23 protein-coding genes are annotated in these 22,831 nt (G+C 67.1%); 15 read left to right on the top strand and 8 right to left on the bottom strand.

Annotation, left to right across the window (positions count from 1 at the left end; all coding sequences use genetic code 11):
- Positions 1-6 precede the first annotated feature (6 nt).
- Positions 7-1,842 carry a glutamine--tRNA ligase/YqeY domain fusion protein gene (locus AC099J_RS11020; RefSeq protein ID WP_479615282.1) on the top strand — a complete coding sequence of 612 codons (1,836 nt, stop codon included), beginning with the start codon at positions 7-9 and terminating at the stop codon, positions 1,840-1,842.
- Positions 1,843-1,908: 66 nt separating this feature from the next.
- Here AC099J_RS11020 and AC099J_RS11025 read toward each other — a convergent pair whose 3' ends face one another.
- On the bottom strand, positions 1,909-2,895 hold the full coding sequence (locus AC099J_RS11025) for a Bug family tripartite tricarboxylate transporter substrate binding protein (RefSeq protein WP_479615283.1): 987 nt from the start codon (positions 2,893-2,895) through the stop codon (positions 1,909-1,911).
- Positions 2,896-3,049: 154 nt separating this feature from the next.
- On the opposite strand from AC099J_RS11025, the gene AC099J_RS11030 reads away from it, so the two are divergent.
- Together AC099J_RS11030 and AC099J_RS11035 are read left to right on the top strand one after the other, a co-directional pair.
- A complete protein-coding gene (locus AC099J_RS11030; protein ID WP_479615284.1) occupies positions 3,050-3,424 on the top strand; it encodes an HPF/RaiA family ribosome-associated protein in 375 nt (124 codons plus the stop codon).
- A 61-nt stretch (positions 3,425-3,485) separates the two neighbouring features.
- Positions 3,486-3,722, top strand: a complete 237-nt coding sequence (locus AC099J_RS11035; protein WP_479615285.1) for a hypothetical protein — start codon at positions 3,486-3,488, stop codon at positions 3,720-3,722.
- A gap of 227 nt (positions 3,723-3,949) precedes the next feature.
- Here AC099J_RS11035 and gshA read toward each other — a convergent pair whose 3' ends face one another.
- Both gshA and AC099J_RS11045 read right to left on the bottom strand, forming a co-directional pair.
- Positions 3,950-5,545 carry a glutamate--cysteine ligase gene (gshA, locus tag AC099J_RS11040; RefSeq protein ID WP_479615286.1) on the bottom strand — a complete coding sequence of 532 codons (1,596 nt, stop codon included), beginning with the start codon at positions 5,543-5,545 and terminating at the stop codon, positions 3,950-3,952.
- A gap of 104 nt (positions 5,546-5,649) precedes the next feature.
- Positions 5,650-6,561, bottom strand: coding sequence for an SDR family NAD(P)-dependent oxidoreductase (locus AC099J_RS11045; protein WP_479615287.1), 912 nt, complete (start codon positions 6,559-6,561; stop codon positions 5,650-5,652).
- A gap of 110 nt (positions 6,562-6,671) precedes the next feature.
- Here AC099J_RS11045 and AC099J_RS11050 point away from each other — a divergent pair, with 110 nt between their 5' ends.
- From AC099J_RS11050 to AC099J_RS11065, 4 genes are all read left to right on the top strand, one after another.
- Positions 6,672-7,553 (top strand): NUDIX hydrolase, encoded by an 882-nt coding sequence (locus AC099J_RS11050; protein ID WP_479615288.1) that lies wholly within the window; start codon positions 6,672-6,674, stop codon positions 7,551-7,553.
- A gap of 40 nt (positions 7,554-7,593) precedes the next feature.
- Positions 7,594-8,214 carry a dioxygenase family protein gene (locus AC099J_RS11055; RefSeq protein ID WP_479615289.1) on the top strand — a complete coding sequence of 207 codons (621 nt, stop codon included), beginning with the start codon at positions 7,594-7,596 and terminating at the stop codon, positions 8,212-8,214.
- Between the two features lie 64 nt (positions 8,215-8,278).
- Positions 8,279-9,100 carry an NAD(+) diphosphatase gene (nudC, locus tag AC099J_RS11060; RefSeq protein WP_479615290.1) on the top strand — a complete coding sequence of 274 codons (822 nt, stop codon included), beginning with the start codon at positions 8,279-8,281 and terminating at the stop codon, positions 9,098-9,100.
- 31 nt (positions 9,101-9,131) lie between these two features.
- On the top strand, positions 9,132-10,433 hold the full coding sequence (locus AC099J_RS11065) for a PilZ domain-containing protein (RefSeq protein ID WP_479615291.1): 1,302 nt from the start codon (positions 9,132-9,134) through the stop codon (positions 10,431-10,433).
- Between the two features lies 1 nt (position 10,434).
- Here AC099J_RS11065 and AC099J_RS11070 read toward each other — a convergent pair whose 3' ends face one another.
- Entirely contained in the window at positions 10,435-10,707 is a 273-nt protein-coding gene (locus tag AC099J_RS11070) for a hypothetical protein (RefSeq protein WP_479615292.1), read from the bottom strand.
- A gap of 87 nt (positions 10,708-10,794) precedes the next feature.
- Between AC099J_RS11070 and hemA the strand changes: the two genes are divergently transcribed.
- The 6 genes from hemA to paeA all read left to right on the top strand — a co-directional run bounded on the left by hemA (position 10,795) and on the right by paeA (position 16,844).
- Positions 10,795-12,078: a glutamyl-tRNA reductase gene (gene hemA, locus AC099J_RS11075; RefSeq protein WP_479615293.1), complete on the top strand. Its 1,284-nt coding sequence runs from the start codon at positions 10,795-10,797 to the stop codon at positions 12,076-12,078.
- Positions 12,079-12,159: 81 nt separating this feature from the next.
- On the top strand, positions 12,160-13,248 hold the full coding sequence (gene prfA / locus AC099J_RS11080) for a peptide chain release factor 1 (RefSeq protein WP_479615294.1): 1,089 nt from the start codon (positions 12,160-12,162) through the stop codon (positions 13,246-13,248).
- Positions 13,245-14,075 (top strand): peptide chain release factor N(5)-glutamine methyltransferase, encoded by an 831-nt coding sequence (gene prmC, locus AC099J_RS11085; protein ID WP_479615295.1) that lies wholly within the window; start codon positions 13,245-13,247, stop codon positions 14,073-14,075. The genes prfA and prmC overlap by 4 nt, the downstream gene beginning before the upstream one ends.
- Positions 14,076-14,125: 50 nt before the next feature.
- Complete coding sequence (gene grxD / locus AC099J_RS11090; protein WP_479615296.1) at positions 14,126-14,452, top strand: Grx4 family monothiol glutaredoxin; 327 nt, start codon at positions 14,126-14,128, stop codon at positions 14,450-14,452.
- 74 nt (positions 14,453-14,526) lie between these two features.
- Positions 14,527-15,522, top strand: a complete 996-nt coding sequence (locus tag AC099J_RS11095) for an AAA family ATPase (RefSeq protein ID WP_479615297.1) — start codon at positions 14,527-14,529, stop codon at positions 15,520-15,522.
- A complete protein-coding gene (paeA, locus tag AC099J_RS11100) occupies positions 15,519-16,844 on the top strand; it encodes a polyamine export protein PaeA (protein ID WP_479615470.1) in 1,326 nt (441 codons plus the stop codon). Before AC099J_RS11095 ends, paeA begins: the two co-directional genes overlap by 4 nt.
- Here paeA and AC099J_RS11105 read toward each other — a convergent pair.
- Together AC099J_RS11105 and AC099J_RS11110 are read right to left on the bottom strand one after the other, a co-directional pair.
- Positions 16,828-17,430: a lytic transglycosylase domain-containing protein gene (locus AC099J_RS11105; RefSeq protein WP_479615471.1), complete on the bottom strand. Its 603-nt coding sequence runs from the start codon at positions 17,428-17,430 to the stop codon at positions 16,828-16,830. The two genes, paeA and AC099J_RS11105, sit on opposite strands and share 17 nt — an antisense overlap.
- A gap of 47 nt (positions 17,431-17,477) precedes the next feature.
- Positions 17,478-19,241, bottom strand: coding sequence for a proline--tRNA ligase (locus AC099J_RS11110; RefSeq protein ID WP_479615298.1), 1,764 nt, complete (start codon positions 19,239-19,241; stop codon positions 17,478-17,480).
- 117 nt (positions 19,242-19,358) lie between these two features.
- Between AC099J_RS11110 and AC099J_RS11115 the strand changes: the two genes are divergently transcribed.
- Entirely contained in the window at positions 19,359-20,009 is a 651-nt protein-coding gene (locus AC099J_RS11115; RefSeq protein WP_479615472.1) for an RNA pyrophosphohydrolase, read from the top strand.
- Between the two features lie 31 nt (positions 20,010-20,040).
- Positions 20,041-20,517, top strand: coding sequence for a CNP1-like family protein (locus AC099J_RS11120; RefSeq protein ID WP_479615299.1), 477 nt, complete (start codon positions 20,041-20,043; stop codon positions 20,515-20,517).
- A 21-nt stretch (positions 20,518-20,538) separates the two neighbouring features.
- On the opposite strand, the gene proB is transcribed toward AC099J_RS11120, so the two are convergent.
- Together proB and cgtA are read right to left on the bottom strand one after the other, a co-directional pair.
- Positions 20,539-21,699: a glutamate 5-kinase gene (gene proB, locus AC099J_RS11125; protein ID WP_479615300.1), complete on the bottom strand. Its 1,161-nt coding sequence runs from the start codon at positions 21,697-21,699 to the stop codon at positions 20,539-20,541.
- A gap of 45 nt (positions 21,700-21,744) precedes the next feature.
- On the bottom strand, positions 21,745-22,815 hold the full coding sequence (gene cgtA / locus AC099J_RS11130) for an Obg family GTPase CgtA (protein ID WP_479615301.1): 1,071 nt from the start codon (positions 22,813-22,815) through the stop codon (positions 21,745-21,747).
- Positions 22,816-22,831 lie beyond the last annotated feature (16 nt).

Below are 22,831 nucleotides of genomic sequence, written 5' to 3' on the forward strand. Positions count from 1 at the left end.
TGGGCGATGAGTTCCGCACCCCACGGGCCCGCCGCTGCTGCAGCCGCCGACCCGAACAAGCCCAGCAATTTCCTGCGCCAGATCATCGAGAACGACCTGAGCCAGGGCACCTATGCCACTCGCCACTGGGGCGGCAGCCCCGGCGACGCCGCCCACCACGCACAAGGGCCGCTCGACCCGGCCCGCGTGCGCCTGCGCTTTCCGCCCGAGCCCAACGGCTACCTGCATGTCGGCCATGCCAAGAGCATCTGCCTGAACTTCGGTCTGGCGCGGGATTACGGCGGCATCTGCCACCTGCGCTTCGACGACACCAACCCCGAGAAGGAAGACACGGAGTACGTCGACAGCATCATCGACAGCGTGCGCTGGCTGGGCTTCAGCTGGGACCAGGGCGGCACCAGCCACCTCTACCAGGCCAGCGACTATTTCGACTTCATGTACCGCGCGGCCGAGGCGCTGGTCGAGGCCGGCCACGCCTATGTCGACGAGCAAAGTGCAGACGAGATGCGCGCCAACCGCGGCGACTTCGGCAAGCCCGGCACCGACAGCCCCTTCCGCACGCGCACACCGGGCGAGAACCTGGCCCGCCTGCGCGCCATGCGCGATGGCGAACTGGCCGATGGCGCCGCCGTGCTGCGCGCGAAGATCGACATGGCCAGCCCCAACATCAACATGCGCGACCCGGCCATCTACCGCATCCGCCGCGCCACGCACCACCACACGGGCGATCGCTGGTGCATCTACCCGATGTACACCTTCGCGCACCCCATCGAAGACGCGCTGGAGCAGATCACGCACAGCGTCTGCACGCTCGAGTTCGAGGACCAGCGCCCGTTCTACGACTGGCTGCTGGAGCGCCTGACTGAAGCCGGCCTGTTGCAGGCGCCGCCGCCGCGCCAATACGAGTTCGCGCGGCTGAACCTCACTTATGTCATCACCAGCAAGCGCAAGCTGGCGCAGTTGGTGACCGAGGGCCGCGTCAACGGCTGGGACGACCCGCGCATGCCCACCATCGTCGGCCTGCGCCGGCGCGGCTACACGGCCGAAGCCATCCAGCTTTTCGCCGAGCGCATCGGCGTGACCAAGAGCGACAGCTGGATCGACTACGCCACGCTGGAAGGCTCGCTGCGCGACACGCTGGACGCCACCGCGGCACGCGCCATGGCGGTGCTGGACCCGGTCAAGCTGGTCATCACCAACTGGGATGCGCTGCACGGCGCCGGCACGCTGGACGATTGCAGCGCAGCGCTGAACCCGCACGACGCGACGCAGGGCACGCGGCACTTTCGCTTCGGGCGCGAACTGTGGATCGAGCGGGGCGACTACGAAGACCTGCCACCCAAGGGCTTCTTCCGCCTGTTTCCGCCGCAGACCGCGGCCGACGGCACGGTCAAGCCCGGCAACCGCGTGCGCCTGAAGTACGGCCATGTCGTGCAGTGCACGGGCGCCCTGCGCGATGCGGACGGCCGCATCACCGAAGTGCATGCCGAACTGGTGCCCGACACCAAGAGCGGCACGCCCGGCGCGGATCTCGTCAAGGTGAAGGGCGTGATCACCTGGGTGGGCGTGCACGACGCCGTACCGGCCGAGGTGCGGCTGTACGACCGCCTGTTCCGCGAGCCGCAACCGGACGCGGGCGGCAAGGACTTCCTCACGCGCCTGAACCCGGACAGCCTGCGCGTGGTGCAGGCCTACCTGGAACCCTCGACCGCAGGCGTGGCGCCAGAGCAGCGTTTCCAGTTCGAGCGGCTGGGCTACTTCGTGGCCGACCGTCACGACCATGGACCGGACCGGCCGGTGTTCAACCGCACGACCGGGCTGCGCGACAGCTGGGTACGTTAGGGCGGGCGCACGCCCACGCAAAAAAGGCCGGGACACTCCCGGCCTTTTTGCTGCGCGCGCGGCGCGTCACTGCGGTTGGAAGCCGCTGTCCTGGATGATCTTTGCCCACACCTTGGCATAGGCCTGCTCGCGCGCCGCCAGCTGCTGCTGCGGCATGTGGCCCACGGTGAGGCCCATGGCCGTGAGCTTGTCGCGCACGTCGGGCATGGCGATGGCCTTGGCCAGCGCCGCAGAGAAGCGGTCGATGCTGGCCTGCGGCGTGCCGGCCGGCGCGAAGACACCGTAATACGGCACATCCTCGAAACCGGCGACACCCAGCTCGGCGAAGGTCGGCACATCGGGCATGGCCGCCTGGCGCGCATTGCCCAGCACCGCCACCACGCGGATCTTGCCGGCCTTGTGGTTCTCGATGAAGTCGGGGATGGAGCCCACGCCGGCGCCGATCTGGTTGCCCAGCATGTCGGCGATCATGGGCGCGCTGCCACGGTAGGGCGCGGCCTGCAGGTCCATCTTGTACTTCTCGCCCAGCATCTTGACGAGGAACTCGGGTACCGAGGCGGGGGCTGGCACACCGATCGTGCCCTTGCCGCTGCCCTGCGTGCGCACCCAGTTCAGGTACTCAGGCATCGACTTGGCGGGCGTTCCGCCCGACACCGCCAGCGCGTTCACGAAGGTGGCAAAACCGGCCACGGCAACAAAATCCTTGGCCGGGTCGAAGCCGGGATTCTTGACCACCAGCGGCAGGATCGAGATGGTGTGGTCGTGCGTCAGAAAGAACGTGTTGCCATCGGCCGGCGCCGCCTTGAGCGCATTGGCGGCGATCTGGCCACCGGCGCCGGCGCGGTTTTCCACGATCACGTTGTGGCCCAGCTCATCCTTGAGCTTGTCGGCCAGGGTGCGGGCAATCACGTCGGTGCCACCACCGGCCGGAAAGCCCACCATCAGCCGGATCGGGGCCTGCGACTGCGCTTGCGCCGCGCCCAGCGCGCACAGGGCCAAAGCCAGGATGCTGCACAGCGAACGGGCCGCGCGGGCCCAGGTGGAACGGGACATCGGAAGACTCCTGAAAACAGAGACGGCGAGACGACAAAAGACGCAAGAACAATACCAGAGCCCGTGCTCCAAGCCGTAGCCGACACGGTCCTACACCCGGGCTGCGGCGTGTGGTGCACACTGCAGCCATCGTATCGAACGGAGACCGATTCCCATGCATGTGCAAGTCAACACCACCGGCATCGAGAACAAGGACACGCTGGACCGCTGGGCCGAGCAGCATCTGCACGAGCTGCTGTCGCGCTTTCGCCAGCACATCACACGCGTCGAAGTGCACCTGAGCGACGAGAACTCTGAAAAATCGGGCCTTGCCGACAAGCGCTGCACGATGGAAGCAAGGCTGGTCAACCACCAGCCTCTGGTCGTCCACCACGACGGCCACAACCAAGACGAGGCCTTCCGGGGCGCGGCCGAAAAGCTCAAGCGCGTCGTCGAGAGCAGCCTGGAGCGGACCCGCGACAACCGCCACCGCGAGCGCGACTCCATCCGCAAAGATGGCGTGCTGGACGCCTCGGTCGGTGACACGTGAGCGCCGCCCCGCGTAGCGCCGCCCCGGCGCGAACACGGGCGTGGGGGCCAAAGGTGACCGCGTGAGCACGCGACGCAGCACCGCCCACGACCTGTTGATCAAGGGGCTGCTGCTGACCGGCATCGGGCTGGGCGTGCTGCTGGCCCCGATCTGGATGGCGCCCTCGCCGATGCGCGACACGCTCGCACAGTCGGCCGTGGTCGGCTGGTTTGCGCTGGTGATGGGCGTGGCGTTTACCGGCCACTACCTGTGGCAGCGGCGCAAGCAGGAGGCCCGCCCGCTGCCCCCGCCGCGCTGAAAGCTCAGAGCTTGAGAGGCAATTGATTGGGCTCACGACGCGGTGCCCGAAGGCGGTGGGCAAAGCGCGTGGCGCAGCTCATATCGAGATATGGGCAACCGGCGCAATGCAGCCCGACGGCTTTGGATGCCGTGGCCCGCAGGGCAAACCGCCGCCGACCGCCGTTGGTCGACCAAATCGTGCGTGCCTGGGTCTAGCGTGAGCTGAAGCGATTGCCCCTCAAGCTCTCAGGTCGACGCAGTCTCAGCCTGCGCGCTGGCCGCTCCGACGCGCTTGAGGCCAAGCCGCTCGGGCCGCAAGTACTGCTCACGGTAGACATCGAACGGCATGCTGTCAGACGCCTCGATGCGGCGCTGCGCGTCGATCGACTCGGCCGATTCCGCTTCGAATTGCGCCTGCAGCTCGGGTGCCAGGGGCATGGCCAGCAACTGCTCTCGCACCTGCAGCGAGCGCGCCTCCGTGAAGTGTGTGAACGAGCCATCGTGGTCGCGCTGCATGGCAGCCAGCACACGCGCCGACGGCAAGGTCTCGGGCGCCAGCAGCGCAGCCCGTGCAGCATGCACCGCTTCCACGTGCGCGTGCCCGCCATGGGCCGCGTCCATCGCGTGGGCGATGGGCAGGCAGGCATCGACCAGTTCCAACGCCCACTCGGTCAGCGACCGCTCGCGGCCTGCCTGCTCCAGCATCAAGCCAGGCTCACGGCCGCGCGCTGCAACGCGGTGCTGATTGCGCGCCAGCGCTGCTATCTCTTCCGGCGTGTCCGGCGGGCTGTCGCTCAGCAGGCAGTGCAGCAGGAACACGTCCAGAAAGCGCATCGTCGGCGCGGCGATGCCGACAGGCTCGAACGGGTCGAGGTCCATCAACCGCACTTCGATGTATTCGACACCGCGCTCGCGCAGGGCATGCAGAGGTCGCTCGCCCTGGAAAATCACGCGCTTGGGGCGGATGCTGCCGTAGAACTCGTTCTCTATCTGCAGCAGGCTGGTGGCCAACTGGTTGTAGTCGCCACCGGGGTTGCGGACGCCCACAGCCTCGTACGGCGGGTAGGGCCGCGTCAACGCGTCCTGCAGCGAGGCGCCATACCCGTCCAGGCTGTTGTAGCTGACGGCGAGCGATGACTGCGCATCGCTCTGGTAGCCCAGCCGCCCCATGCGCAGCGAGGTGCCGTGCGGCATGTACATGGTGCGCTCGTTCAGGGCCTGCAACTGGTGCTCGCGCCCCAGCACGAAGCTGGAACACACGGCCGGCGATGCGCCGAACAGCACCAGCGGCAAAAACGCGTGGCGCCGGAAATTGCGGATCAGCCCGAAGTAGGCATCGCTTGAGACCTGCGGCATCGACCAGTTGTAGTGGATGCCCGAGATGGTCTGCATGCGGCGCCCGTAGCGATAGCCCAGGCCCATGCGGTAGACGCTCTTGGCACGGCCGACGTTGGACGAGCCATAGCGCCCCAGCGGAATGGTCTCGTCGGTCGGCAGGCCGCAGGGCATGCTGGAGACCCACATCATCTCGTCGCCCAGGTCGCGCAGCACACGGTAGGTGAACTGGTGCACCTGCGTCAGCTCGCGCAGACAGCTCTCGACATCGGCATGCACGCCGGTGATCAGCTCCAGCTGTGATTCGCTGAAATCGGTGGTGATGTGCGGATGCGTCAGGGCCGAGCCCAGCGCGGCCGGGTGCGGTGTCAGCGCCAGCGTGGCGCCAGGTTGCGCGCGCAAGCTCTCTTTTTCAAGGCCGCGGCGGATCCCGCGCAGTTGGTCAGGCTTCAGCGCGCGCAGGCGTTCGGCCAGGGGCGTGCTGGCGTGCATTGTTGGTTTGGCCATGAGTCTCAAGCCCCGGGTTCTGTCAAGGGGCCGGACGGTATCACAGGCACGCGGCGGCTGCAGACCACGGGAAATGCAGCCGCCGCAGGCCTGTCGGCATGCCTTTAGCGCGTGGCGCGCTGCATCGCGCGGCCGACCTCCAGCGTGCCCTGCTCGCTGCCACTCAACGGCACGGTTTCGCCCTGGCGGTCGCGCACGGCATCGAGCTGGTGGGCCAGGCGCTCGTCGGCCTCGTCATCGACACCAACCCATTGGCCCTGGGTCAGCGTGACATGGGCCGCCTCGAACGAGCCGGCGCCCGCACACAGGATGGCGCGGCTGGGCGCGCTCTCGGCCGCCAGCACCAGCATGGCCGGTACCACGGCCTCGGGCTGCAGCGCGTCCAGCACGGCTTGCGGCATCAGCCCTTCCGTCATGCGCGTGGCGGCCGTGGGGGCCAGGCAGTTGACATGGATGCCGTGCTTGGCGCCTTCGATCGACAGCGTCTGCATCAGGCCGACCAGCGCCATCTTGGCCGCGCCGTAGTTGGCCTGGCCGAAATTGCCGTACAGGCCGGACGAAGAACTCGTCATCACGATGCGGCCGTACTTCTGCTCGATCATCAGGGGCCATACGGCCTTGCAGCAGTGCACGGCGCCCATCAGGTGCACGTCCATCACCAGCCGGAAGTCGGCCAGTTCCATCTTGGCAAAACTCTTGTCGCGCAGGATGCCGGCGTTGTTGACCAGGATGTCGACCCTGCCCCAGGCCTGCGCGGCCTGCAGCACCATCGCCTGCACGGCCTCGAAATCGGTCACCGAAGCGCCGTTGGCCAGCGCTTCCCCGCCAGCGGCGATGATCTCGTCGGCCACAGCCTGCGCCGCGCTGACCGAGCCGCCGCTGCCGTCGCGCGCGCCGCCCAGGTCGTTCACCATCACCCTGGCGCCACGCGCGGCCAAGGCCAGCGCGTGCTGCCGGCCCAGCCCGCCGCCGGCGCCCGTGACGATGGCCACGCGGCCCTTGAAATCCAGTCCCATCGATGTCCCCTTGCAGTTGAAAACTTCGCGACAGCGTGCGCGGTGCGGCTCTGTTAGCCTCATGCGCGCGCCCCAAAGCCGCACGACTTTACTGGAGACACGGAGCCGCCATGGAACTGAACCTGCACCCCATCGACACGCCGCCACGCCACGCCGCCACGGTCGTCATGCTGCGCGACATCGGCGCCGGGCCCGAGGTGCTGCTGATGCGCCGCCATGGCGCGTCCGACGTGTTGGGTGGGGCCTACGTGTTCCCGGGCGGCAAGCTCGACGCGGCGGACGTCGAACTCGACACCGCGCTGCACCTGGACCAGACGCCCGACTTCCTGCACGCCAGCCTGCACGACGCCGAGCTGGACAACGCGCGCGCCGCCGGCCTGTACGTGGCGGCCGTGCGCGAGGCGTTCGAGGAATCCGGCGTGCTGCTGGCCGAGCCCCATGCCGGCGGTGAACCCGACGTTGCCCGGGCCGCCGCCCTGCTGCAGGCCCGCACGCCCTTCAACACGGTGCTGGCGCAACTCGGTCTGCGGCTGCAGACACGCCGGCTGGTGCCCTGGTCGCGGTGGATCACGCCGCGCGTGCCCTCGGTCATGAACAAGCGCTTCGACACGCGCTTCTTCGTGGCCGCCGTGGCGCCCGAACAGGTGGCGCGGCATGACGACTACGAGACCACCGAAAGCGTGTGGCTGGCGCCGCGCGCCGCGCTGCAGCGGTACTGGGACGGCACCATCGACTTGGCCCCACCGCAGATCATGACGCTGGCGCAGCTGTCGCGCTTCGCCAGCGTGGAGGCGGCGCTGGACGCCGCGCGCGCCGTCCGCCCGCCGCTGATCCAGCCCGAGAGCCTGGAAGACGGCGGCACGCGTGTGGTGTGCTACCCGGGCGACGCCTGCCACCCGGTGCAGGAACGCGCCATGCTGGGGCCGACCCGGCTGCGCTGGAACAACAAGCGCTTCGAGCCGATCGACGGCTTCGAGGCGCTGTTCCTCTGACCGACCGGAACTTGCGCGCCCGCTCCCGGTTCTGGCCTCCATGCCGACCCGCCGCCACTCCCTCGCGTCCGCCGCCGCCATGCTGGCCTTCCCGTCCGTGTGGCGCAGCGCCCGGGCTCAGCCAGCCGTGCCACGGCGCGCCACACCGGCCCAGACCGAAGGCCCGTTCTACCCCGTGCGCCTGCCGGCCGATGCGGACGCCGACCTGCTGCGCAACGGCGCTTTGCGCTATACGCGCGGCCAGCCGGTCTGGCTGGATGGCACGGTCCAAGACCTCGCTGGCCGGCCGGTCCGCGGCGCACAGGTGGAGATCTGGCAGTGCGACGAGCAGGGCCACTACGCCCACCCGGGCGATGGCGACCGGCAGGACCCGGCGTTCCAGGGCTTCGGCCGGGTCGCGGTCGCAGCCGACGGCAGCTACCGGTTTCGCACCATCCGCCCGGCGCCCTACACCGGCCGCACGCCGCACATCCACGTGAAAGTGCGGCTCGGCCAGCGCGAATTGCTGACGACCCAGCTGTATGTGGCGGGCGAGCCCGGCAATGCGCGCGACATGCTGTGGCGCAGGCTCGATGCCGACGAGCGCCAGGCGTTGACGGTGGACTTCACGCCGGGAACTGACGGGCAACTGGCGCGCTTTCCCCTGGTTCTCGCGCTCTGACGAGGCGCCGCGCGGCGGTAGCATCGGCTCCCCAACCGCTTTGCGGGCTTCGCGCCCGGTCACCATGCTGCAAACGCCCGGTTCGTTCTCGCCGCTCCTGGCGGCCCGTGAGCACCCCTTCGTGCAGAGCTTCGTGTTCTGTGGCGACGAAATGGTGGTCGGCGAATCGGATCTGGCGCTGCCCGACGCCTACGCCCTGGCGGGGCTGGGGCTGGATTCCGCACACTTCCTGCCGATCGGCATGCTGGGCGATGCCTACTGCCAGGTGGCGTGGCTGCCGCAGGGCACGGCGGCGCCCGGCGGCCACCAGACGTGCAAGCTGCGCTCGCTGTTCGGCCGCATGGACGAAGCGCTGCTCGCCGTCGCAGGGCGCGCCTGGCAGATCGCCGAATGGGCGCGCACCCACCGCTTCTGCGGCGCCTGCGGCGGGCCGACGACCCACGTAGCCGGCGAGCGCTGCATGCGCTGCCCGGCCTGCGGCCACATGGCCTACCCGCGCATCTCACCGGCCATGATGGTGCTGGTGCGGCGCGGGCCCGAAATCCTGCTGGCGCGGCACCGCCAGACGGCAACGCAGTTCTATACGGCGCTGGCGGGCTTTCTGGAAGCGGGCGAATCCATCGAGGACGCCATCCACCGCGAAGTGTTCGAAGAGGTGGGCCTGCAGGTGACCGATCTGCGCTACTTTGCCAGCCAGTCCTGGCCGTTTCCGCATTCGCTGATGGTTGCCTTCACCGCTGAGTACGCAGGCGGCGACATCCGTCTGGACGAGCACGAAATTGCCGAGGCCCGCTGGTTCGGGCCCGGTGACGAGTTGCCGCCGATCCCGCCGCGCGGCCTGTCGATCGCCGGGCATCTGATCGAAGCCCATCTGCCCGGCCGTTGAAGCGCCTGCAACCGCGCCCAAGGAGAGCACCATGTCCCGACCCAAGTCCCAGACCCTGCTCTCGCGAACGCGGCGCGCGTTCCACAAGGGCCTGCGCCAGGCGATCGGCTTTCTGCCGCAATCGGCGCGGTTTGCGGTGGCGCGCTCGTTCGTCGAGTGCGACCCCGCTCCTGACCCGCGACTGACGCTGAAGATTGCCGACACCCAAGAGGAGTTGGAAGCCTGCTTCCGGCTGCTGCACGACGCCTACGTCGCCGTGGGCTTCATGAAGCCTGACCCGTCCGGCATGCGCGCGACCATTTACCACGCGCTGCCCACCACCACCACGCTGTGCGCCAAGTACGACGATGAGGTCGTCGGCACGATCTCGCTGATCCGCCAGAGCCCGCTCGGCTTTCCGCTGCAGGCGGTATTCGACCTGTCCAGCGTGGAGGCCGAGCGCGGCCAGATCGCCGAGGTGTCGGCGCTGGCGGTGCACCCCAAACACCGCAAGACCGGCGGCGCCATCCTGTTCCCGCTGATGAAGTTCATGCACGCCTACTGCACGCGCTTCTTCGACACGCGCCACCTGGTGATCGCGGTCAACCCGTACCACATCGAGCTCTACGAGTCGCTGCTGTCGTTCCGCCGGCTGCCGCAGAAGACGGTCTCGGCCTACGACTTCGCCAACGGCGCGCCGGCTGTGGGCGCGACGCTCGATCTGAGCCAGGCTGACGCCCTGTTCGCCCAGGTGTATGCCGGCAAGCCGCCGCGCAAGAGCCTGCACCACTACTTCTTCCGCATGGAGCTGCCCAACATCCAGCTGCCGGCACGCCGCTACTACACCACCAACGACCCGGTCATGACGGCCGAGTTGCTGGACCATTTCTTCAACCGCAAGACCCAGGGCTTTGCGGGGCTGGACGCACGCAAGCGGGCCATGCTGCACGAAATCTACGACCTGCCGGAGTACCAGCACGTACTGCCGCCGCAGGACCAGACACCGGCGCCATCGGACGTACTGCGCCGGCACCCGCGCTTTTCACTGAAGTGCAAGGGCCGGCTGGAGATCGAGATCGACGGTCAGCGCCGTTTGGTGGATCTGCAGGTAGTGGACGTGTCCAACGAAGGCTTTCAAGCACACGCGCGGGAAGAGTTGCCGCTCAAGGCAACCGGGCGTGTCGTCGTGCATCTGGGCACTGACGAACAGTCGGTCGTGCAGACCACCATCATGCGGGCCCGGCGCTACGACGACTACGGCGCCTACGGTTTCCTGATCACGCAGGCCGACGAGCCCTGGCGTCAGTGCGTGCAGGCCTTGCAGTTCGGCCGCACGCACCACGATCTGCTGTAGATCAGCCGCGGCGCCTGGACAGCAGCCAGCCCAGCGTGGCGCAGCACACCACCAGCGCCGCGTAGCCGGCCACCGTGCCGTCACGGCCCAAGGCCCACAACGCGGCCAGCAGCGCAGCGCTGCCAGCGGCGCTGGACACGGCCCATTGCACCCACCAGCGCTGTGCACCGGCCCGGCCGGCCCCCCAGCGTGCCGCCAGCGTCGTGCACAGGGCCACGCAGACGGCAGGCATCACAAACGCCAGCACATGCAGCAACAGGGCAACAACATCCATGAAATTCGAGGCCAGATGGAGGACAAGCGAAGGACTTGATGCAGGTCAAGCGACGTCGGCGGGGGCTGGATTTTATAATCGCGCTCCATGGCAGTCTGGGCCCTAGGCATCAACCACACGACAGCCCCGCTCGACCTGCGCGGGCGGTTCGCGTTCGCCCTGGACCAGATCGCGCCCACGCTGCACGGGCTGCGGTCGGCCCTGTCCGGCCCGGTCACCCGCCTGCCCGAGGCGGCCATCATCTCCACCTGCAACCGTACCGAGATCTACTGCGCCGGCGACGAGCAGGCCGTGGAGCACACGGTCGACTGGATGGCGCACACCGGCGGCGTGTCGCCGGCGCTGCTGCGCTCGCACGCCTACATGCTGCACGACGGCCTGGCCGCCCGCCATGTGTTCCGCGTGGCCAGCGGGCTCGATTCCATGGTGCTGGGTGAGGCGCAGATCCTCGGCCAGATGAAGGATGCCGTGCGCGTGGCCGACGAGGCTGGTGCATTGGGCACCACGCTGAACCAGCTGTTCCAGCGCTCGTTCGCCGTCGCCAAAGAGGTGCGCACCGCCACCGAGATCGGCGCGCACTCCATCAGCATGGCCGCTGCTGCGGTGCGGCTGGCCGCGCAGCTGTTCGAAGACCTGGGCGAGGTGCGCGTGCTGTTCGTTGGCGCCGGCGAGATGATCGAACTGGCGGCCACGCACTTCGCAGCCAAGCGGCCCAAATCCATGGCGATTGCCAACCGCACGCTGGAGCGCGGCGAAAAGGTCGCCAGCCGCTTCGGCGCCGAAGTCATGCGTTTAGCCGACGTGCCGGCCCGATTGCACGAGTTCGACGCCGTGGTCAGCTGCACGGCCAGCACATTGCCCATCATTGGCCTGGGCGCTGTCGAACGCGCGCTCAAGCGGCGCAAGCACCGGCCCATGTTCATGGTCGACCTGGCGGTGCCGCGCGACATCGAACCCGAGGTCAAGGCCCTGGAAGACGTCTACCTCTACACCGTGGACGATCTGGCCAGCGTGGTGCAGACCGGCCAGGCCCAGCGCCAGGCGGCCGTGGCCGAGGCAGAAGTCATCATCGATGCCGGCGTGCAGAGCTTTCTGCATTGGGTGGGCCAGCGCGACCCGGTGCATGGCGTCGTGCCGTTGATCCGCCAACTCAATACCCAGGCCGACGCCTGGCGCCAGGCCGAATTGGCCCGCGCGCGCAAGCTGCTGTCCCGTGGCGACGATGTGGACGCGGTGCTCGAAGCGCTGTCCAAGGGCTTGACGCAAAAGATGCTGCACGGCGCCATGGCCGAACTGCACACCGGCGACAGTGCCGCGCGTGATCAGGCCGCCCAGGCCATCTCCCGCCTGTTCTTGCGCAAAGAGCGCTAGCGGCGACCTGCCGCCGCCCTCGCCCGCCTGCCGGGCTTTCTCATCTGCGCCCGCCATGGCGCCCCCTCACCGGAACCCGTCTTGAAGCCCTTTCTTCGCCAACAACTCGAACGCTATGCGTTTCGCCTCGCCGAGCTGGACTTCCTCCTGTCGCGCCAGGACATCATGGCCGACATGAAGCAATTCATGCTGCTGTCGCGCGAGCATGCGGACGTGGCCCAGTTGGCTGGCCGCTTCGCTCGTCACGAGCAGCGTGCATCCGACCTGGCCGCAGCCCAGGGCATGCTGGCCGACCCGGAGATGGCTGACATGGCGCAGGAGGAAATCGCCAGCGCGCAGGCCGAGCTGCACAAGCTGGAAGAAGAACTGCAACGCATGCTGCTGCCCAAGGACCCGGACGATGCGCGGCCGGCGTTCGTGGAAATCCGCGCTGGCACCGGCGGCGACGAATCCGCGCTGTTTGCCGGCGACCTGCTGCGCATGTACACCCGCTACGCCGAACGCCGCGGCTGGAAGACGGAGTTGATCAGCGACTCGCCCAGCGAGTTGGGCGGCTACAAGGAAGTCGTGCTGCGTGTGGACGGCGACAACGTCTACGGCAGCCTGCGCTTCGAATCCGGCGGGCACCGCGTGCAGCGCGTGCCGGCTACCGAGACGCAAGGCCGGATCCACACCAGCGCCTGCACGGTGGCGGTGTTGGCCGAGCCTGACGAGGCCCAGGCCGTCACGATCAACCCGGCCGATCTGCGCATCGACACCTACCGCGCCAGCGGCGCCGGTGGCCAGCACATCAACAAGACCGACTCGGCGGTGCGCGTGACCCACCTGCCCACCGGCATCGTGGCGGAATGCCAGGACGACCGCTCGCAGCACCGCAACAAGGCCAAGGCGCTGCAGGTGCTGCAGGCCCGCATCCAGGAGAAGGAACGCAGCGAGCGCGCCGCCAAGGACGCGGCTGAGCGCAAAGGCCTGATCGGCAGCGGCGACCGCAGCGACCGCATCCGCACCTACAACTTCCCGCAGGGCCGGTTGACCGACCACCGCATCAACCTCACGCTCTACAAGCTGGGCGTCATCATGGAAGGCGACCTGGACGACGTGGTGCAGGCGCTGCTGGCCGCGCGGGCGGCAGAACAACTGGCCGAGCTCGAAGTCGGCAGCCCGGCGTGACCCCGGCGTCGCTCGCCCAGGCCCTGCAGCACGCTGCCGGACGCGGTATCGACCGGCTCGACGCCCAATTGCTGCTGCTGCACGCGCTGGGGCGCAATCCACACGAGCGCGCCTGGCTGCTGGCGCACGACACCGACGTGATGGACGTCGCCCTGGCCGAGCGCTTTCTGGCGGCCTGTGAACGCCGGCTGCAGGGCGAACCGGTGGCCTATCTGCTCGGCCGCAAGGAATTCTTCGGCCTGGACCTGGCGGTAGACGCGCGCGTGCTGGTGCCGCGCCCGGACACCGAGACGCTGGTGCAATGGGCGCTTGACTGCATGCCCGCCGGGGCCACCGTGGTGGACCTGGGTACCGGCAGCGGCGCCATCGCGCTGGCCTTGCGACACGCGCGCGCCGACGCACAGGTGAAGGCGGTCGACCGCAGTGCCGACGCGCTGGCCGTGGCGCGGGCCAACGCGGCGCGGCTGGGTCTGGATGTGGGCTTTGTGCAAGGCAACTGGCTGGAGGGCATGGCGGGGCGCTTCGACCTGATCCTCTCCAACCCGCCCTATATCGCAGTGGCCGACCCGCACTTGCCGGCGCTGGTGCATGAGCCGGCCGAGGCCCTGGTGGCCGGTGTGGACGGGCTGGACGACCTACGCACCATCGTCGCCCAGTCGGGTGCTCATCTGGTGCCCGGCGGCTGGCTGCTGCTGGAGCACGGGCACGACCAGGCAAACGCCGTCTGCACCCTGCTCACAGGCGCGGGCTTCGCCAATGTCCAAAGCCGCTACGACCTCGCGGGCGTGGCGCGCTGCTCCGGCGGGCAATGGCCGATCGCGGGATAATCGCGCCCAGTTTTATGTGACATCGGCCCTGTGCCGGCAAAGGAATCCCCATGAGCGACACCCAACAACGCATCGCCGATCTGGTGAAGTCCAACGACATCCTGCTGTTCATGAAGGGCAGCGCCAGTTTCCCGATGTGCGGCTTTTCTGGCCGTGCCATCCAGGTGCTGAAGGCCTGCGGTGTGGACCCGAAGAACGTGAAAACTGTCAACGTGCTGGACGACGCCGAGATCCGCCAGGGCATCAAGGAGTTCAGCAACTGGCCGACGATCCCGCAGCTCTATGTGAAGGGTGAGTTCGTCGGCGGCTCGGACATCATGATGGAGATGTACGAGTCCGGTGAATTGCGTCAGGTTCTGGGCACGACAGCCGAGTGACTGTCTCGCCCTGCTGACAGCTGCCTGGCACGGCTTGTGCTGAAATGATTCTGTCCCTCTCACAAGGAGCTTCGATGGAATCGCGCGCTACTTATCCGACGCCTGCCCCGTTTCATCTGCCGGTCGCCAGCATGCGCTGCGTCTTCACACCCCAGGATGTGGAGCGCAAGCTGGCCAAGCTGCCTGCGAAGGACCAGGAGCACTTGCGCAGCACTTACGAGCGCATGCTCGAACGTGGCCCCGAGCGCTTCCAGGTCAAGCCGTCCGGCATCCCCGAGATGGCGTCGCTGTACCAAACTTTGCCCAATTTCACCGAAGCGTTGGATGACGTGCGCCGCCACGTGGCCCTTTCCCAATACAGCCCCGATGGCCTGGAAGTCACGCCCATGCTGCTGCTGGGCCCGCCGGGCATCGGCAAGACGCACTTCGCCCGAAAGCTGGCCGAACTGCTTGGCACCGGCATGAACCTGTTGCCCATGAGTTCGATGACGGCGGGCTGGCTGCTCTCCGGGGCTTCCTCGCAATGGAAAGGCGCCAAGCCGGGCAAAGTGTTCGAGGCGCTGGTCGATGGGCAGTACGCCAACCCGGTGCTGGTGGTCGATGAAATCGACAAGGCCGGCACCGACGCTCAGTACGATCCGCTCGGCGCCCTCTACAGCCTGCTGGAACACGACACGGCGCAGAATTTCGTCGACGAGTTCGCCGAGGTGGCGATCGACGCGAGCCAGGTGATCTGGATCACCACTGCCAACGACGAGCGCGCCATTCCCGAGCCCATCCTGAACCGCATGAACGTGTTCAACATCCCGGCGCCCACGCCAGCGCAGGCGCGCCAGATCGCCGGCCAGCTCTACACGTCGATCCGCGCCGAGCATGGCTGGGGGTCGCGCTTCGACCCCGAGCCGCAGCCCGATGTGCTGGACATGCTGGCTGAACAGGCACCGCGCGAGATGCGCCGCGCCTTGATGACGGGCTTCGGCAATGCCCGGCTGGACGGCCGCGACGCAATCCGCGTTGACGACCTGCCGCGGCCACCGTCAAACAAGACGCGCATGGGGTTTGTCCACTGAGCCTCTCGACCAGTCTGCTGCTCGTGTTCGCGCTGATCGTGACCAGCGCGTTCCTCTCCATCGCCGAAATTTCCCTGGCGGCGTCGCGCCGTTTGCGCTTGCGCCAGATGGCCGATGAGGGCGATGCGCGGGCCGGTTTGGTCATGAAGATCCAGGAGCAGCCGGGCCACTATTTCACCGTGGTCCAGATCGGCCAGAACGCGGTTGCCATCCTGGGCGGCATCGTCGGCGAGGGCGCCATGAGCCCTTTGTTCGCCGATCTGTGGCGCTGGTTGGAGCTGGACGAACCGCAGGCCTCGACGGCGGGGTTCCTGCTGTCCTTCCTGGTCACGACATCGCTGTTCATTCTGTTCGCTGATCTGTTCCCGAAGCGCCTGGGCATGACCCAGCCCGAAGCCCTTGCCGTGCGCGTGGTCAAGCCGATGCAGGCGTGCATGTCGCTGTTCAAGCCGGTGGTCTGGATCTACAGCCGCACGGCGGACGGTCTGTTCAAGCTGTTCGACCTGCCTACGCAGCGCGATGACCGCATCACATCCGATGACATCCTGGCCATGGCCGAGGCCGGTGCGCGCTCGGGTGCGTTGGCCGCGCGCGAGCAGCAGGTCATCGCCAATGTTTTCGAGCTGGACACGCGCACTGTCTCCAGTGCCATGACGCACCGCGACCGTGTCGCGTACTTCCGCCGCGACGAGCCCGATGAGGTAATCCGGCTGCGCATCGCGGCCGAACCGTTCTCGACTTACCCGGTCTGCGAGATCGACATCGACCATGTGGTCGGCTATGTAGACGCCAAAGACCTATTCCAGCGCGTGCTGAACAATCAGTCGATCTCGCTGCGCGATGACGCGCTGGTGCGTAAGGTGCTGGTGGTGCCCGACCGCCTGACCCTGACCGAGGTGCTGGACCAGTTCCGGCTGGTGCACGAAGACTTCGCCGTGATCGTCAACGAATACAGCATGGTGGTCGGGGTCGTGACGCTGAACGATGTCATGAGCACGGTCATGGGCGAGCTGGTGGCCTACCCGCTGGACGAGGAGCAGATCGTCAAGCGCGACGAGAACTCCTGGCTGATCGACGGTGCCACGCCGGTACAGGACGTGCAGCGTGCGCTGCTGCTGGACGAGCTGCCGCACCCCGAGGAGTATGAAACCCTGGCCGGCTTCATGATGGTGATGTTGCGCCGCGTGCCCCGGCGCACCGACACGGTGAGCTGGGGTGGCTTTCGCTTCGAAGTGCTGGACGTGGACAGCTACCGGATCGACCAGGTCATGGTGTCGCGCATCTCGGGCGACCCGCCGCTGGCCGCTACCCCTGCGCGCTGACGTCCCAGCGCGCGCGCGCGGTCAGCACCGCGTTGGGGTAAGGCGCCCGGCCCCGCGAACCGTTGTACCGGCCCAGGCCCAGGAACAAGTCGCCGCGCTCGCGGTCCAGGTAGTGCCGCAGGATGACGCAGCCAAAGCGCAGGTTGGTCTGCATGTGGAACAGCTTGCTGGCGTCCCCATCGCCCAGCACGCGCGTCCAGAACGGCATCACCTGGGTGTAGCCCCGCGCGCCGGCGACGCTGACCGCGAACTTGCGAAAGTTGCTTTCCACCTCGATCAGGCCGAGCACGAGCGCGGTATCCAGCCCGGCGCGGCGGCTTTCGTACCAGACGGTTTCAAGAAACTCCTTGCGCACGCTCCACTCGGGCTTGCGCCGCTGCAGGCGCTGGCTGCTGGCGGCGAGCCAGCGCAGGTAGGCCAGGCGCGCCGCAGTGTCGACGAACTCCGGGACGGGCGGCGCCTGGTTGTGGACCGCAGAGCTCAGGGCGCTGCGCACCGAATCCACGAGGGGCTCTTCGAGCTGGCCGCCTGCATGGGCCTGGCCGATCTGCCCAATCAGCCCTGCGCCGGCCGCCACCTGGACGATGGCGGTGCGCCGAGAGATCGGCCCGGCAGAGGATGCGGCAGGTGTCTTCAAGTGGCGGCGCTGGATGACCCGGAAAGTCGCATTTTTACGAAGGCAGCGATGTCTGCGGAAGCGACACGCGTGGCGGCCGCGTCGCGACGGTGCTGGTACTCGACCTGACCGTCCTTCAAAGCTTTGTCGCCGATCACCACGCGGTGTGGCACGCCGATCAGTTCCCAGTCGGCCAGCATGGCGCCAGGGCGCTCGCCCCGGTCGTCCAGGATCACATCCACGCCTGCGGCCAACAGATCCGCGTACAGCGCCTCGGCTGCGGCCTTGACGTCGGGGCTGCGGTCCGGCCCGATCGGGCAGACGGCCACCGTGAACGGTGCAATCGCGTCGGGCCAGATGATGCCGCGCGCATCGTGGTTCTGTTCGATGGCCGCTGCCGGCAGCCGCGTGATGCCGATGCCGTAGCAGCCCATTTCGAGATGCTGCGGCTTGCCCGCCACATCCAGGAAGGTGGCGCCCATGGCCTTGGAATACTTGGTGCCCAGGTAGAACACATGGCCGACCTCGATGCCACGTTCGATCGCCAACAGCCCCTTGCCGTCCGGCGACGGGTCTCCGGCGACCACGTTGCGCAGATCGGCGATCAAGTCCGGCTCGGGCAGATCACGGCCCCAGTTCACACCGGTCATGTGAAAGTCGGCCTCGTTGGCGCCACAGATCCAGTCGTGCATGACGGCCACCTCGCGGTCCACAACCAGCGCCACCGGCTGCAACAAGTTCAGTGGGCCCAGATAGCCCGGCTTGCAGCCGAAGTGCGCCTCGATCTCGGGCAGCGTGGCAAAGCGGAAGCCCTTGTCCAGGCCCGGCACCTTGCCGACCTTGATCTCGTTCATGTCGTGGTCGCCGCGCAGCAGCAGCAACCAGACTTTCGCGCCCGTCACGGAACCCGCCGCGTCCAGCACGTCGGTCGCCAGCACCAGCGACTTGACGGTGGTATCCAGCGGCACATTCAGTAGCTCGGCCACATCGGCGCAGGTCGCCTTGCCGGGCGTCGGCGTCTTCGTCAACGGCTGGGTGGCGGCGCCGCGCGCCTGCGCCGGCGCCAGCGACTCGGCCTTTTCCATGTTGGCGGCGTAGTCGCTGTCCGGGCAGTAGACGATCGCGTCTTCCCCGGTCGCAGCGATCACCTGGAACTCTTCGCTCAAATCCCCGCCGATGGCACCACTGTCGGCCGCGACGGCGCGGTAACGCAGGCCGAACCGGTCGAAGATGGAGCGGTAAGCCTGCGCCATGACGCGGTAGCTCTCCTTGGCGGCCGGCGGGTCGCGGTCAAAGCTGTAGGCGTCCTTCATCGTGAACTCGCGCCCGCGCATCAACCCGAAGCGCGGGCGCCGCTCATCACGGAACTTGGTCTGTATCTGGTAGAAATTCTTGGGCAGCTGCTTGTAGCTGCGCAGTTCCTGCCGGGCGATGTCGGTCACCACCTCTTCGCTGGTGGGCTGCACGACAAAATCACGGTCGTGCCTGTCCTTGATGCGCAGCAGCTCAGGCCCCATCTTGTCGAAGCGGCCCGTCTCTTGCCAGAACTCTGCGGGCTGGACGACCGGCATGGACATCTCGATCGCACCGGCGCGGTTCATTTCCTCGCGCACGATGGCTTCCACCTTGCGGATGACGCGCAGCCCCATCGGCATGTAGGTGTAGATGCCAGCGCCGAGCTTCTTGATCATGCCGGCGCGGATCATCAGCTGATGGCTGACGACTTCGGCGTCAGTGGGCGCTTCTTTGAGCGTGGAAATCAGGAACTGGGACGCTTTCATGGGCGAGGTTCTGGCGGGTGGGGAATGTCGACCTGAAACCGGTGGCAGAGGGTTGCCGCTTGATGCACAGGCAGCGCTGTGCATAATGGTTTCAGTTATAAAAATTGGGGTTTGATTATGCTTGACCGGGAAGGCTTCAGGCCCAACGTCGGCATCGTCCTGCTCAACCAGAGAAATCAGGTTTTTTGGGGCAAGCGCATCCGCACGCACTCGTGGCAGTTCCCGCAGGGCGGCATCGATCGGGGCGAGTCACCAGAGCAGGCCATGTTCCGCGAATTGCACGAAGAAGTGGGGCTGCGGCCCGAACACGTTCGTGTGGTTGCCCGGACCCGAGACTGGTTGCGCTATGAGGTGCCGGACCGCTTCATCCGCCGCGATGCACGCGGCCACTACAAAGGGCAGAAGCAGATCTGGTATCTGCTGCAGCTGGTCGGCCACGACTGGGATCTGAACCTGCGTGCCACCAACCATCCAGAGTTCGATGCCTGGCGCTGGAACGACTACTGGGTGCCTTTGGATGTCGTCGTGGAATTCAAGCGCGGCGTCTATGAAATGGCACTGACCGAGTTGGCGCGTTTTCTGCCGCGCCACGATCACCGCAACCGCTATTTGCGCAGCAGCATGCGTTCGCGCGATGGCGATCAACAAGACCCTGCCTACGACGCGATGGGACACAAATTCGAACTTCCGCCCGGGGGCAGCTTTGAGCCCGACCCGCAAGCAGGCGAGCGGCTCAAGCCTCATCAGGACAACCATGCATCTTCGTAGCCGGTGGGCGGCGGCTTGCCTGCCCGCATGGATGGCGCTGGCCTCCATGGTGCCCGCGCAAGCGCAGAACAATGTGCCAGACGAGCCCGTCTGGAGCGAAGCGGAATCCCCGCCGGCACCCGCGTTCGATGTGGCCAAGCTGATCTCGGTCGACGTCGATGCGCGGGGCAGCTTACGGTACGGCATCGATCCGGCAACGATCTCCATTGGCAAGGATGGCGTCGTGCGCTATGTGATCGTGGCAAGCAGTCCAGGTGGCGCCATGACCGCCATGTATGAGGGGCTGCGTTGTGGCACGGCCGAGTACAAGTTGTACGCCCGGTTCAACGACAGCCGTTGGTCGTCGGTGGCGACGCCACAGTGGCGCTCGGTCTACGAATCCAGTCGCATCCAGCACCCATTGGCGTTGGCACGCCAAGGCGGCTGCGACAGCAAGGCGCCGCCGACGTCGGTTTACGACATGGTGCGCCAGCTGAAGAACCCTGCGCCGACGGTCTACCCGGGCTGAGCGCCAGCCCGGTGGTGCGGGCTAACGATTCAGCACCATGTTGTCGCGGTGGACCATCTCGGGTTCGGCCGTGTAGCCCAACAGGGCTTCGAACTCTGCGGACGGCTTGCGGCACAACAAGCGCGCCTCTGCACTGGCATAGTTCGCCAACCCACGTGCGATCGTGACACCGCTCGCATCCACAATGGCGATGACGTCGCCGCGTGAGAAATCGCCCTCCACCGCCGTCATGCCGATTGGCAACAGGCTTTTGCCGTCCTGTCGCAGTTTGACAGCCGCGCCGTCGTCCACCGCGACGGCACCGCGCAGCTGCAAGTGATCGGCCATCCACTGCTTGCGAGCCTGCATCTTCTGGGTTTGCGCGACGAGCAACGTCCCGATGGACTCGCCCTGGGCCACCCGCAAGAGCACATCCGGCTCGCGCCCCCAGGCGATCACCGTCGATGCACCGGATCCGGCCGCTCGCTTGGCGGCAAGGATCTTGGTGATCATGCCCCCCCGTCCGATGCTGCTGCCAGCGCCGCCCGCCATGGCTTCGAGGGTCGGGTCGCCGGCCTTGGCTTCGTGGATGAAAGTCGCGGCCGGGTCGCGCCGTGGATCGGCCGAGTACAGCCCGCGTTGGTCGGTCAGGATCACCAGCGCGTCGGCTTCCACTAGGTTCGCGACCAAAGCGCCCAGCGTGTCGTTGTCGCCGAACTTGATCTCGTCGTTGACGACGGTGTCGTTCTCGTTGATCACCGGGATGACGCTGTGCTGCAGCAGCGTCAGCAGCGTGGAACGCGCGTTGAGGTAGCGCTCACGATCCGCCAGGTCAGCGTGGGTGAGCAGCACCTGGGCACTGCGCAAGCCGTTCTCGCGCAGCTTGCTCTCGTACATCTGCGCTAACCCCATCTGACCGACCGCAGCGGCGGCCTGCAGCTCGCGGATTTCGCGGGGACGCGTGCTCCACCCCAGGCGCTTCATGCCTTCTGCGATGGCGCCACTGGAGACCATGATCAGCTCACGCGACTTTGCGCCCTTGGCCGTGCCGCCACCGCCCACCAAGACGGCAAGCTGGCGGCACCACTCGCCGATCGCAGCGTCATCGAGACCGCGGCCTTCGTTGGTGACGAGGCTGGAGCCGACCTTGACCACGATGCGCCGCGCATCACGCAGCAGAGTCGATGGAGCGATGGATGTCATGGATGCAGCCGGCTCCGCTGCGAGCCGGTCGATAAGTTCAACGGGTCAGGGCTTGGGCTGTTCGACGAAGCGCGGATCGATCTCGATCGGCGTATGTTCGGCAGCCTGCTGCGCATGGATGTGCTGAAAGACGGCCTGAACCAGGGACTCGCACCCCTCGCGATTCAGAGCCGAGATCTGAAAGACCGGGCCCTTGAACCGCAGACGCCGCACGAGATCCTTGACCAGGGCGGCGCGCTCCTCCACCGGCACCATGTCCAGCTTGTTGAGCACCAGCCAACGCGGCTTCTTGTAGAGAGACTCGTCGTACTTCTTCAGTTCATTGACGATGGCGCGTGCCTGCACCACAGGATCGACTGCATCGTCGAAGGGCGCAATGTCCACGATATGCAGCAACAAGCGCGTGCGCTGCAGATGCCGCAGGAAGAGATGCCCCAGGCCCGCGCCCTCGGAAGCACCCTCGATCAATCCGGGCAGATCGGCAATCACAAAGCTTTGCTCCGGGCCCACGCGCACCACGCCCAGATTGGGGTGCAAGGTGGTGAACGGGTAGTCCGCGATGCGTGGACGCGCATTCGACACGGCGCTGATCAGTGTGGACTTGCCGGCATTGGGCATACCCAGCAACCCCACGTCGGCCAGCACCTTGAGTTCGAGCTTGAGCTGCTTCTTCTCGCCAGGCCAGCCCGGCGTTTTTTGCCGCGGTGCGCGGTTGATCGCGCTCTTGAACCGCATGTTGCCGAAGCCGCCATCGCCACCCTTGGCGATCGTGATGACTTCGCCCGGCACCAGCAATTCGAACAACTGCTCGCCGGTCTCGGCGTCGGTGATGATGGTGCCCACGGGCATGCGCAGGGTGATGTCGTCGCCCGCGGCGCCAAACATGTCTGAGCCCATGCCGTGCTCACCGCGCTTGGCCTCATGCCGGCGCGAAAACCGGTAGTCGACCAGCGTGTTCAGATTGGGATCGGCCACGGCAAAGACGTGACCGCCGCGCCCACCATCGCCGCCATTGGGGCCACCGAATTCTTTGTACTTCTCGTGGCGGAACGAAACGCAGCCGGCCCCCCCGTCGCCAGAGGCAACGTCAATAAAGGCTTCGTCAACGAACTTCATGGTCCACCCAGTCTAC

This window comes from Rhodoferax sp. RT4P68 (assembly GCF_056521305.1).